We start from the raw sequence: 12,176 nt of genomic DNA, 5'->3' as shown, positions 1-12,176 counted from the left end.
GTCCCCGCGGCCGGGGCGCCGCCCCCTACTTCCTGGAGCCCACCGTGCCGTTCACCCCGCTGTTCGCCGCCCTCGACATCGGCGGCACCAAGATCGCCGGGGCGCTGGTCGACGCCGACGGACGGCTGCGGCACCGGCTCCAGCTGCCCACCCCCGCCACCGAGCCCGGCGCGGCCGTGCTCGCCGTGGTGCACCAGGTGCTGGAGCGGCTCGCCGGGACGGCCGACTGGGCCGCCGTGACGGCCGTCGGGATCGGCAGCGCCGGCCCCGTCGACCTCGCGGGCGGCACCGTCAGCCCGGTCAACATCCCCGGCTGGCGGGACTTCCCGCTGGTCGCCGCGGTCGCCGCGCACCCCGCGGTGGCAGAGCGCACGCTGCCCGTCCACCTCGCCGGGGACGGCGTCGCGATGGCCGCCGCCGAGCACTGGCAGGGCGCGGCCCGGGGCGCCGACAACGCGCTCTGCCTGGTGGTGTCGACCGGCGTCGGCGCCGGACTGGTGCTCGACGGCGCGGTGCGCCCCGGCCCCAGCGGCAACGCCGGCCACCTCGGCCACATCACCGTCGACCTGGACGGCGAGCCCTGCCCGTGCGGCTCCCGCGGCTGCCTGGAGGGCCTCGCCAGCGGCACCGCGATCGCCCGCCGGGCGCTCGCCGAGGGCTGGCGGCCCGAGGACGGCGACCGGACGGCCCGCGCCGTCGCCGCCTCCGCCGCCTCGGGCGACCCGGTCGCGCTCGCCTCCTTCGACCGCGCCGCCCGGGCACTGGCCGCCGGGATCGCCGCCACGGCCGCCCTGGTGGACCTCTCCCGGGTCGTCGTCGGCGGCGGCGTGGCCGAGGCTGGGGACGTGCTGTTCGCCCCGCTCGCCCGCCACCTGGACCGCTACGCCGCCCTCTCGTACATCCGCGGCCTGGACGTGCGCCGCGCCGAGCTCGGCACCGACGCCGGGCTGATCGGCGCGGCCGCGCTCTGCCGCTGAGTCTCCCCGGAGCCGCCCGCATGCCGCCGTTCGCCCTCCTGAAGAACCCCGTCCGCCGCTACGCCTGGGGTTCGCCCACCGCCATCCCCGCGCTCACCGGCGCCGCGCCCGACGGCACCCCGCAGGCCGAACTCTGGCTGGGCGCCCACCCGTCGGCGCCGTCCCTGCTGTGCGGGTCCGGCGACGGCGGAGACGGCAGCGGCCCGCGGCCGCTGGACCGGCTGATCGACGCCGACCCGGACGGCCTGCTCGGAGCGGACACCGTCCGGCGGTTCGGCCCGGCGCTGCCGTTCCTGTTCAAGGTGCTGGCCGCCGACCGGGCGCTCTCCCTCCAGGTCCACCCCACCCGCGCCCAGGCCGAGGCCGGGTACGCGGCGGAACAGGCCCGGGGCATCCCGCTGGACGCGCCGGAGCGGGTGTACAAGGACCGCGGGCACAAACCCGAACTCCTCTGCGCGCTCGGTGACTTCGAGGCGCTGTGCGGCTTCCGCCCGGCCGCCGACACCGCCCGGCTGCTGGACGCGCTCGGCGTGCTCGCCCCCTGGGCCGCCGCCCTGCGCACCCGGCCCGCCGAGGCCGTGCTGCCCGAGCTGCTGCGCTCCGGCCTGAACGCCGACGGCTCCGAACTCGCCGCCGTCACGGGCGCCCTGCGCCGCACGGCGGCCGCCGGCGGGCCGTACGGCGCGAGCAGCGCCGCGTACGCCCGCCTCGCCGAGGAGTACCCCGGCGACCGGGGGCTGCTCGCCGCCCTGCTGCTCCACCACGTCCGGCTCACCGCCGGGCAGGCGCTGTACCTGGACGCCGGGGTGCCGCACGCCTACCTGCGGGGCGTGGGCGTGGAGTTGATGGCCAACTCGGACAACGTGCTGCGCTGCGGCCTCACGCCCAAGCACGTCGACGTGGACGGCCTGCTGGCGGTCACGGACTTCCGGCCCCGGGAGGTCGAGCCGCTCGCCCCGCGCCCGACCGGCGACGGCTTCGAGGAGGAGTACCCGTCGCCGGCCGAGGAGTTCAGGCTCTCCCGGCTGCGCCCCGGCGCCGCCGCCGTCCGGGTCGACCGCCCCGCCCCGCAGATCCTGCTCTGCGTCTCCGGGCGGGCCCTGCTGCGGGCCCCCGACGGCTCCGAACTCCCGCTTCCGGCGGGCGCGTCGGCCTACCTGCGCCCGGGCGCCGGGCCGGTCGGACTGACCGGCCCGGGCGCGGAGCTGTTCCGGGCCACCACGGGGTAGCCGCGCCGACCGGCCGAGGCCGCGGGCGGCGGGCCCAGACGGCAGGCACCGGCCGCGGACTCAGGCCGGTGCCGGGTGGCCGAACAGCAGGTCGTAGCCGTCCGGGAGTTGCTCGATCACCTGGTCCAGCAGCTCGCCGGGGACGAGGTCGGCGACGGCGCTGAGCACGGCCCCGATGTCCCACTGCGCCGTCGCCGGGGTCGCCCCGTCGATCCACCCCACCACGGCCTGTACGAAGCGCTCGGCGGTCAGCGGTTCGGCCGCGGGCTGGGCGTCGCGCAGCAGCGAGGCGTAGGTCTCGGGCAGCGCGTCGGCGAGTTCGCCCCGCTCGGACCCCACCAGGTGCTCGCCGAGCAGGGCCAGCACGACCCGGGTGGCGTGGTCCGCCTCGGCCGCGCCCCGGTACTCGCCGCGCTCCACGACGCGGGCGAGGAAGTCCTCCCAGGAGATGGTCATCGCGTCCTCCTTCCGGTCGGCGGGCTCGGCCGGACCGACGGCGGCGCGCTCGCCCTGGGCCAGGACGGGGATCGCGGTCCGTGACCGCCGTGGGACGTACCGGTGCCCGTGCTGCTCAGCGTAACTCGCCCCGGCGCCTTCGGAACCGGCCGCCGCCGTCGATCACGCCACCGCCCCGGGGCAACGGTCCGTCCTGCGGTCCACCGGGCTGTTCACCGCACCGCACCCCACCGCCCACCGCGCCGTTCACCGCGCCGAGGCGTGGCACCGCCTGCGCGGCCGCCGGGACGGCAGCAGCCCGCCGGTGACCGGGCCGGCCGCCACGCGCTGCGCCGGGGGCGCCGCGCTCACCGCTGCCGCCGCGGTCACCGTGGTGGCCGCCAGGACCGCCTGGGCCCGGGCCGGGTCCGGCATAAACGCCGAGAGAAAGATCCGTTCCGCCGGGCTCAGCGCCCGCGAGCGGCCGGATTCGCGGTCCCGGGCGACCACCACGGTCCGCGCCCGCATAAAGGTGAGCCGGTCCCGGCAGACATTCACCTCGACCTGGGCGGAACTCCGTCCGAGCCGTTCCACGGTGAGCACCACCGAGAGCGGCTCGGGCCGGTGGTGCAACTGCTCCAGGTAGTCGATCTCGTGCCTGGCGATAATGAACCCGGACGGGAACAGCGACTCCCGGACGGCGGTTTCGTGGTGGCAGAACAGGTCGTAAATCCCCTCCTGGATGTAGCCGACCAGACGGGCGTTGTTGATGTGCCCGTTCTCGTCGACGTCGCTCCACCGGGTGGGGCAGGACAGCACGTGCACGCCCGGCAGCACCGCGCTCACTGCCGGGTCAGCCCGGCACCGGCGGGGAGCAGCGCGCGCTGCAACCTGGCGTAGTAGCCGGAGTGTTCGGCCGCCATCCGGGCCGCGGTCCAACCCTCCTCGGCCGCCTCGGCGGCGGCCTGGACGACCAGGCTGTCCAGCACCGCGTCGACCGCGCGGCACAGATCGTGGACGGCCGCGAGCCGCTCGGTCACATCCGCCCCGCTCCCTGCGTTCCGGGACGGGAAGGCGGCCAGTGATTCCATCGCGAGTTGAAGGTCGTCGACTCCGTCTGGCCGGTTTTCCGCAGGGAAATTCCGCATGATTTTCTCCATGACTCATTCGGCCATTACGGCCCAGTAGCTAGCGTTCGAATGCACCGGATCGGTGTCGACCCCCCGACCCCACGACGCTATCCCAGCCGACGGGGGTCGACGGATGGTTTGCCGACCGCGACGGAAAACTGACCTCCATCGGAGTAGTTTGTCGGTGTACACAATATGCCCCATCAGTCGAATGCCGTCCGCAATTCGAGTGGTATCCACGACGCGCGGCCCCGGATCGACTCCTCGGGGAACGAAATCTGCTACCAGACGCTCCACCACCTCGCCTTGTACAGGTGCGAGCCCCGCAACGACCGCGTCCCCTCCGGCCGGTGCAGGGTGATCACCGAGGTGCACCAGTCGCACGGCGCCTCGTGTTCGGGCGCCACCGTGAGCAGCCGGCCGGTGCCGGGTTCGTCGCCGACGCTCTTGAGGTCCCGCTCGGCGGCCGGATCGGCCAGGTGCACGGCGGTGAAGCGGTCGGTGGCCGGGTCGAAGCGCCACAGGCCGGTCAGCGTGGCCACCCAGAACCGCCCGGGATCCGCCAGGACGGGCGCCAGGTCGTGCCCGCCGCGGTCGGGCAGCGGGCTGCTCCGCACGACGGTGAGGGCGGGCGCGGCCGAGGTGCCGCCGACCCGCAGCGCGGTCAGCGCCGTGTCGCCGAGCACCCAGAGCAGGCCGGTCCGCCCGTCCCAGTGCACCCCGTGCGCGCCGGGCAGCGGGAAATCCGCGTACGCCGCGGCCCGCGGGCCCTGCGAGGCCGCGTACAGCCGCACCCAGCCGCCCGCGCTCGCCGCCACGGCCACGTTGCCGTCCGGCAGCAGCTCGATGCTGTGCGGGTTGACGGCCGTCCCGAGGTCCGTCGCCCAGTGGACGCGGCCGGTGGTGGTCTCCACGACGGCGGCCAGCCCGCCGGAGGCGGTGGTCAGCAGGAAGCGCCGCCCCTGCCGGATCCGGGACTTGGCCTCGTCCGGGTTGGTCCAGCTGCGCGCGGGCGCCAGATCCGTCAACTCCGGTGCGCGGTCGGCACTCCAGCCCCACACGACGGGCAGTCGGCCCGGGCCGCGGTAGGCCATCAGCTCCTCGGCGCTCTGCAACACCAGCACGCTGCGCGAGGCCTGGTCCACGACCGCCACCTGCCGGCCCGGCGACCTGGCCCACGCGCCGCTCGTCGGCGCGCAGAGCAGCAGGGCGACCGCGAGGGCCGGCAGTGTTCTCCTCAGCACGCCTTCACCGTGGGTGCTGCGGGCCGACTCCGCTCGGCGGCACGTCCGAACGGACGATCGAAGCGACGGCCGTGGATCGTGCGGCGCCGGCGGCGGGTCCGCCTCGTTCACTGTCATCCGGACATCCTGGCGGGACGACCGCACCGGCGGCCGTCGCACCGGGTCGGCACGCCGCCGGACCGTCAACCCGGCGCCGCCCGCACCCGTTCAACACCCGGTTTCCCGAAGGTCCGAGGCCCGGCGCCCGGAGGCCCGGCCCCGGAGGCTCAGCGCCCGGCGACCAGGTCCGCGGCCCGGGCGATCGGCGAGGTGGTGGCCCGGCCGGCCGCCTCCTGCCGGTCGGCGGCGTGGTACGCGGCGTACATCGCGTGCACCCCGAGCCAGCGCAGCGGCTCCGGCTCCCAGCGCCGCACGGTGTGGCCCACCCAGGGCAGCCGGGTCAGCTCGGTGTCCCGGCCGAGCACCAGGTCCCGCAGGGTGCGGCCGGCCAGGTTGGTGGTGGTCACCCCGCTGCCGACGTACCCGCTGGCCCAGCCGAGCCCGCTCACCCGGTCCAGCTCCACGGTGGCGCACCAGTCCCGGGGGACGCCGAGCACGCCCGCCCAGGCGTGGTCGATCCGGGCCTGCGCGGCGGCCGGGAAGAACCGGTCGAGGACGGCCCGGAGCTGGCGCACCGTCTCCACCTGGGTGCTGCCGTCCGAGTCCGTCCGCGAGCCGAACCGGTAGGGCACGCCCCGCCCGCCGAGCGCGATCCGGTCGTCGGCGGTGCGCTGCGCGTACATGTAGGCGTGCGCGAAGTCGCCCAGCACCTCGCGGCCCTCCCAGCCGGCCTCCGCCCAGAACTCCGCGGGCAGCGGCTCGGTGGCGACCATCGCGGAGTTCATCGGCAGCCAGGTGCGCTTCTCGCCGCGCAGCCCGGCGGTGAACCCCTCGGTGGCGCGCAGCACGTGGTCGGCGGTGACGGTGCCGTACGGGGTGACGGCGCGGGGCTTGCGGTAGCCGCTGCCGGGCAGGATCGCGGTGACCGCCGTCCCCTCGTACACCTCGACGCCCAACTCGCGGACGGTTCGGGCGAGTCCGCGGGCGAGCCGGGCGGGCTGGATGCGGGCGCCGTGCGCCGTCCAGCAGCCACCGAGGGTGCCGGCGACGTTGATCCGCTCGGCCGCCTCCTTGGCGCCGAGCAGCTCGACCCGGCCCTCGCCGTAGGCCCGCTCGGCCTCGACGTGGGCCCGCAGGCGCTCCAACTGCGGCTTGCTGCGGGCGACTTCGAGGACGCCGCCGCGCACGATGTCCGCGTCGATCCGCTCGGCCCCGGCAACGCCGACGACCTCCCCGACCGCCTCGTCCATCGCCCGCTGCATCGCGGCCGCGCGCTCCCGCCCGTACCGCCTGGCGAAGGCTCCACGCCCCGCGAAGCCGTTGTACAGCCAGCCGCCGTTGCGCCCGGAGGCGCCGTAGCCGCAGAACCGCCGTTCGAGGACGGCGATCCGGAGGCCGGGGTCGGCCTTCTTCAGGTAGTAGGCCGTCCAGAGCCCGGTGTACCCGCCGCCGACCACGCACACGTCGACGTCCCGGTCCCCGGGCAGGCCGGGGCCCGGCTCCGGCACCCCGTCCGCCGCGTACCAGAACGACACCTCGCCGTTGACCGCCGCCACCGGAAACCTCCCGTACCCTCGCTGACCTGCCCGGACGCTACCTCCGCGGGTTCGGCCCGGGCCACCCCCCACACTGCAAGGATCACCGGGCCCGATCAGCCACCCTGTCAGTCCCGCAGCAGCTCCAGGGCCCGCGTCCAGTCGTACGAGCCCGGCGTGAAGTCCGCGATCCGCACCCCCATCCGCCGCAGCCTCGCCAGGCTGTCCGCATAGGCCGGATGCGCCGCCTGCGCCGCGCTCAGGCAGGGCTGGACGGCGACCGGGACTCCCCAGCCGTACGACTCGCAGAGGATCCCCAGCGCCAGGGTGTCCGAGATGCCCAGGGCCCACTTGTTGAGCGTGTTGAAGGTGGCGGGGGACACGACGAGGGCGTCCGGGTCCGGCAGCGGCCGGGGCTCCCCCGGCTTCCGCCAGGCGGAGCGGATCGGGTACCCGGTCCGCGCCTCGATCGCCTCGGCGTCGATGAACCCCATGGCCTGGGGCGTCGCCACCACCCCCACGTCCCAGTTCTGCTCCTGCGCGGCCGAGATGAGCTCCCCCACCCCGCCCGCGACCCCCGCCGCGCACACCACGACGTACAGCACCGGCTTCCTCGCCTCGGACACCCTCAGCCTCCCCACTCTCGGACTGCCCGCTCTCGACCCGCCTGCGGACCCCCGAACAGTAAGCCGCCCCCGTGGCCCGCTCCACCCGCCCGGTCGACGCCCGACGGAATCGAGCGGTATTCGAACAACCTGGCCGGGCCCCACCAGTACGCCGACGAACCGAGTGGGCACGGCCGCCCGCCCGCCGCTCCGCTCCGGGACCCCGCCCGACGGGCCGGGCGGCCGGGTGCGGCCGTCGTCGCAGGCAGGACGCCCTGCGGGAAACCCGGCGGTAGCGTCGGGATCAAGCTTCGCCATGAGCATGATCACGCCGTTTTCCGTTTCGACCGGCCGCCTCGCACCACCCGTGGGTGAAGATCGAACCGGAAAGAGATCGTTCACGATGTTCCTGCGGAATACGGCTCCGACGACCGCGGAAACCCCTGTCCGGACCGCTGGGGACGGCCCGGACCGGTACCACGCGCCGGACCGGCCGAACAGGACCGACAGGATGGGGAGCACATGCTCTTGGAGCGCGACGAGGTGCTGGGCACGGCCTCGGCGGCCGCGGCGGCGGCGCGGACGGGCAGCGGACGCTGGGTCCTGCTCTCGGCACCGGTGTCCGGCATGGGACGGACCGCCGCGCTGGAGGCGATCGTCCGGCAGCAGGCCGACGGTGACGCCGTCCGCGTCGGACGCGCCCGCGGCGTACCGGAGGAGACGGCGTTCCCGTTCGGGCTCGTCCGCCAGCTCTTCGCGGACGACGAGGCCGTGCCCTTCTCGGTCGCGGCCGGAGCGGACGAACAGCGGCTGTTCCACGGGCTGGTGACCAGGCTGACCCGGTCCGCCGCCGAGCGGCCGGTCCTGCTCGCGGTGGACGACCTCCACCACGCCGACGAGCCGTCCCGGCGCTGGCTCGGCTACCTCGCCCGCCGCATCGCCGAGATCCCCGTCCTGCTGGTGCTCACCGAGCGCGCCGACCCGTCCGGTCCGGCCCCCTTCCCGCCCGCCACCGGCACGGCCGTCGCCCTCCCCGCGCTCAGCGTCCCCGCCGTCATCCGCCTCGCCCGGGACGCCGGCCTCGACCAGGGCTCCACCGTGGCCTGCGTCGAGGCGGGCATCGGCAACCCGGCCCTGGTGCGGGCGCTCGTCGCCGACTTCGCCGACGGGGCGCTCCCCCGCCCGTCGGCCTCCCCGTCGCGCAGCCGCTTCCGCGACACGATCGCCCGCTGGCTGGGACGGGCCGACCCCTGCGTACGCCACGCCTGCCTCGCCCTCGCCGTCGCCGCCGAGGGCGGGATGCCCGTCGGCCCCGGCCTGCTCCACCAGCTCTCCGACCTCTGCACCGCCACGCGCTCCCCGGGCGAACGGTCGGCGCGCCGCATCAGCAGGCTGCTGGACCACCCCCTCGCGCGGGAGGCCGTCCTCGCCGTCGCCGCGCCGGAGGAGATCGCCGCACTGCACACCCGCGTCGCGGAACTGCTCGACGAGAGCGGCGCGCCCGCGACCGCCGTGGCCTCCCGGCTGCTGCGGGTCGAACGGCCCGGCGAGGCGTGGATGGCCCGCTCGCTGTCCGAGGCCGCCGAGGAGGCGATGCGCGCCGGTCACGTCGCGGAGTCCGCCGCGTACCTGCGCCACGCCCTGAGCGGCCCGCTCGATCCGGACCGCCGGGCCGCCCTCACCATGCGCCTCGGCGCCCTGGAGCTCCCGCACAACGCGACCGCCGGCATCCGCCGGCTCCGCACCGGACTGGAACTGCACACCGACCTCCGGGACCGGGCCACCGCGGCCACCGCCCTCTGCGCGGCCCACGTCGCGCGCCGGGATCCCGACACCGCGCTGGAGGTCCTCCGCCGGGCCGGTCGCGGCGCCGACGACAACGAACTCGTCCAGGTGCTGGGGACCCTCGGCGCGCTCGTCTCCTCGCACGACAACGACGCCTGGCGCGGCGCCGTCGCCGGCCTGCGCGCGCTCGCCCCGACCGCGCCCCCCGCCATCGAGCCCCTGGTGTGCGGACTGATCACCGAGTACGAGGCCGGGGCCGGCCTCTGCTCGGCGGCCGAGGTGCTCGACCGGGTCCGGCCGCGGCTGGCCGCACCGGTGGACCCGCGGCTGCGGACCGCCTGGCTCGGCAGCGCGGCCACCCTGCTCCAGTGGGCGGACCGCCTGGACGAGGCACGGGAGTTGACCGGCCAGTGCCTGCCCGCCCCGCCCGTCCCCCCGGACCTGACCGACGTGGGCCTGCAGTGCCTGCTCAGCGTCCGGGCCGAAGCAGCGCTCTGGGCGGGGGAGTTCGACCGCGTCATCGCCGAGAACGCCCCCCTGGTGGAGGCGACCGCCGGACAGGGCGTCCGACTGCCGCACCTCGCCGCCATGGTGGCGACCGCCCGGCGCGAGACCGGCCGGCGCTCCGCGGCCTGGGAGGCCGTGGCCCTGGTCGGTCCGTCCGGCAGCGACAGCTCCTGGGAGTGGAACGAACTCAGCTACACCCGGGCCCTGTTGCACGCCGCGGACGGCGACTGGCAGGCCGCCCTCGACGACTACCTGGTCTGCGGAGCCGGCCAGCTCGCCCACGACTTCGTCAGCCCGGTCGCCACGCCGTGGCGCTCCGGAGCGGCGCTCGCCCTGGTACGGCTCGGACGGCGGGACGAAGCCCGCGAACTCGCCGAGGAGGAACTGCGCCACGCCCGGACCTGGGGCACCCCGCGCACCGTCGGCCGGGCGCTGCGGGCGTACGCCGCTGCCGTGGGCGGCCGGCTGGCCCTGTGCTCGCTGACCGAGGGCGCCGAACTGCTCAGGCCGGCCGCCGCGCCCGTGGAACTCGCGGAGGTGCTGATCGACCTCGGCCGGGCCCACATCGAGGCGGGCAGCGGCCGCAAGGGCCGCGACACGCTGCGCGAGGCGCACGCCGTGGCCCTGCGGCTGGCCGGGCCCGCCCCGGAGACCGGCGGACCGGCCCCGGTCGGCCGTCTCCTCGGCGCGGCGGAGGAGGCGCTGCGCGAGGGCGGGGTGCGGAACCGGGACGGCGGGCACGCCCTGAGCCCCGCCGAACGGCGCGTGGCCGAACTGGCGGCGGCGGGGCACACCAACGCCCAGATCTCCTCCGCGCTCTGCCTCACCCGCCGCACCGTGGAGACCCACCTCACCAACGCCTACCGGAAGCTGCGGATCGCCCGGCGCACCCAGCTGGTGGCGGCGCTGGACCGGTAGCGGCCGCGGACGCGCCCCCGCCCGGGTGCGGATGCACCCGGGCGGGGGGCGGCCGGTTCGACCCGGCCCGGCGTGATCAGGGCCCCGGCACCGGATCCCGCGTCAGGACTCGGCGTCAGGACGTCGGCGTCAGGACTTCGACAGGGTGAAGGAGACCGCGGCGTTGTCGCCACTGCCGCCCTGCCAGGTGCACTTGTACCCGGCCGGCGCGTCGCAGCTGTAGCCGTTGCTGCCCCAGTACGGGTTGTTCCAGTGCACCTTGACCTGGTTCTGCTCCCCGGCCACGTTGAAGCTGACCTCACCCTCGGTGCCGGTCATCACGCCCTCGGACTCGCTCGCCCACTTCGCGGTGACACCGGGCTGGACCATCGACGGCGGCATCATGTTGTCGGACCAGATCCCCCACTGCAGGCTCGCGCCGGAGCGGGTGAGCAGCTTCCCCGAGTTGTTGGTCAGGTTGATGCTCGTGCTCCGGGAGGCGCTGGTGAGGCTGGGCATCTCCGCGGCGGCGGCCTTGGCCCGGCTGCGCCCGATGCTGAAGGTGACCGCGGTGTTGTCCCCGCTGCCGCCGCTCCGGGAACAGGTGTACCCGTCCGGGACGGAGCAGCTGTAGTCGTTGCTGCCCCAGTACGGGTTGTTCCAGTGCAGCTTGACCTCGCCGCCGTTGTCGAGCGTGTAGGTGATGTTGCCCTCGGTCCCGGTCGCGAACCCGCAGGACTCGCTCTGCCAGCTGGAGGACTTCGTGTTGGGGATGTAGTCGGACGGCAGCATGTCGTTCGTCCAGCAGCCGTGGTCGAGCTTGTCCCACGTCTTGGTCAGGCCGGACCCGCTGCCGTTGGAGAGCGTGACCTTCGTGGAACGGTCCGCGGCGACCAGCGGCACGTTCGCCGCCGCGCTCTCGGCGGCCGGGCGCTGCGCCGCCGAGGCCTGCGGCCCGTCCTGCCCGGCCGCGGCCTGCGCGGACGGGGCGAGGGCGACCGCTCCGGCCGCCATCAGCACGGCGGTGAGGGCGCCCGCGGCCGTGCGGCCCAGACCGGTCATGGAGGTCGTACGCTGCATGGGTCTACCAACTCTCTTCTCGGCTGGACGAGCGGACACGCGTCACGCTCGCCTTGGTCCCGTCCGGAGGGGGGCGCCGCGGCTGGGTGCCGGCGCCGGGTGACTCACTGGCTGTGGAGACTCACTGGATGTAGAGCTCCCAGGTCTCCACGCCGTTGTCCCAGATCTTCTCGATCCTCATCGCGATGGCGCTCCCGAGGCCGTACAGCACCCAGTACGCGGCCTCGGCGGCGAACTGGGAGTTGTACCGGCCGACCCAGTGCCAGATGTCGAGCGCCTGCGCCGACGCGCCTTCCTGGACGGCGGGCGCCGCGACGGGCGCCGGCGCGGCGTGCGCCGGGGCGGGGGAGGCCGCGGCGGCGTAGGCCTGGGCGGTACCGCCGACGAGAACCGCGGCCGCGAGAGCCGCGCTGAGCGAGGCCGCTCCGATTCGCCTGTTCATGACAAGTATCCCTTCTGGGCGTTCCACGTGAACAGCCGGTCACCCGGGGCCGATCGGTCCCGCCCCGACCCGGCTGCGGGGTGCGGTGGCAGTCACAGACTGGCATCCGACCACCACGCTCGGGCATCGTGGAAAACCGCGAACTTGGCACGGCGGGCGTCCGGCCGAAGGCCCCCGAGCGGCGCCGCGACGGCGCGCTCGGGGGCCGGTA

The 12,176-nt window shown here is 75.6% G+C and carries 11 protein-coding genes; 3 read left to right on the top strand and 8 right to left on the bottom strand.

The window, feature by feature from the left end; translation table 11 throughout:
• Positions 1-44 precede the first annotated feature (44 nt).
• Positions 45-977: an ROK family protein gene (locus tag ACFCY1_RS35745; protein WP_375877251.1), complete on the top strand. Its 933-nt coding sequence runs from the start codon at positions 45-47 to the stop codon at positions 975-977.
• 20 nt (positions 978-997) lie between these two features.
• The gene (gene manA, locus ACFCY1_RS35740) at positions 998-2,206 is read left to right on the top strand and encodes a mannose-6-phosphate isomerase, class I (RefSeq protein WP_375877250.1); all 1,209 of its coding nucleotides are present in this window, start codon (positions 998-1,000) and stop codon (positions 2,204-2,206) included.
• A 60-nt stretch (positions 2,207-2,266) separates the two neighbouring features.
• Here the strand turns inward: manA and ACFCY1_RS35735 are convergent, their stop codons facing one another.
• From ACFCY1_RS35735 to ACFCY1_RS35710, 6 genes are all read right to left on the bottom strand, one after another.
• Positions 2,267-2,662 (bottom strand): DUF2267 domain-containing protein, encoded by a 396-nt coding sequence (locus tag ACFCY1_RS35735; protein ID WP_049660531.1) that lies wholly within the window; start codon positions 2,660-2,662, stop codon positions 2,267-2,269.
• A 246-nt stretch (positions 2,663-2,908) separates the two neighbouring features.
• Entirely contained in the window at positions 2,909-3,487 is a 579-nt protein-coding gene (locus tag ACFCY1_RS35730; protein ID WP_074005255.1) for a thioesterase family protein, read from the bottom strand.
• The gene (locus ACFCY1_RS35725) at positions 3,484-3,681 is read right to left on the bottom strand and encodes a hypothetical protein (RefSeq protein WP_049657510.1); all 198 of its coding nucleotides are present in this window, start codon (positions 3,679-3,681) and stop codon (positions 3,484-3,486) included. The genes ACFCY1_RS35730 and ACFCY1_RS35725 overlap by 4 nt, the downstream gene beginning before the upstream one ends.
• 371 nt (positions 3,682-4,052) lie before the next feature.
• Positions 4,053-5,015 (bottom strand): DUF6528 family protein, encoded by a 963-nt coding sequence (locus ACFCY1_RS35720; RefSeq protein ID WP_375877249.1) that lies wholly within the window; start codon positions 5,013-5,015, stop codon positions 4,053-4,055.
• 266 nt (positions 5,016-5,281) lie between these two features.
• Positions 5,282-6,670, bottom strand: a complete 1,389-nt coding sequence (locus ACFCY1_RS35715; protein ID WP_375877248.1) for an NAD(P)/FAD-dependent oxidoreductase — start codon at positions 6,668-6,670, stop codon at positions 5,282-5,284.
• Positions 6,671-6,777: 107 nt separating this feature from the next.
• Positions 6,778-7,275, bottom strand: a complete 498-nt coding sequence (locus ACFCY1_RS35710) for a flavoprotein (protein ID WP_181970499.1) — start codon at positions 7,273-7,275, stop codon at positions 6,778-6,780.
• A 501-nt stretch (positions 7,276-7,776) separates the two neighbouring features.
• Between ACFCY1_RS35710 and ACFCY1_RS35705 the strand changes: the two genes are divergently transcribed.
• Positions 7,777-10,464, top strand: coding sequence for a LuxR C-terminal-related transcriptional regulator (locus ACFCY1_RS35705; RefSeq protein WP_375877247.1), 2,688 nt, complete (start codon positions 7,777-7,779; stop codon positions 10,462-10,464).
• A gap of 129 nt (positions 10,465-10,593) precedes the next feature.
• Here ACFCY1_RS35705 and ACFCY1_RS35700 read toward each other — a convergent pair whose 3' ends face one another.
• Entirely contained in the window at positions 10,594-11,523 is a 930-nt protein-coding gene (locus ACFCY1_RS35700) for an aegerolysin family protein (RefSeq protein ID WP_074005251.1), read from the bottom strand.
• A 121-nt stretch (positions 11,524-11,644) separates the two neighbouring features.
• Entirely contained in the window at positions 11,645-11,965 is a 321-nt protein-coding gene (locus ACFCY1_RS35695) for a hypothetical protein (protein ID WP_117486900.1), read from the bottom strand.
• Positions 11,966-12,176 lie beyond the last annotated feature (211 nt).

It is taken from the genome of Kitasatospora sp. NPDC056273, assembly GCF_042268845.1.
Taxonomy (GTDB): Bacteria; Actinomycetota; Actinomycetes; order Streptomycetales; family Streptomycetaceae; genus Kitasatospora.
This window is presented reverse-complemented; position numbering and strand designations above follow the sequence as displayed.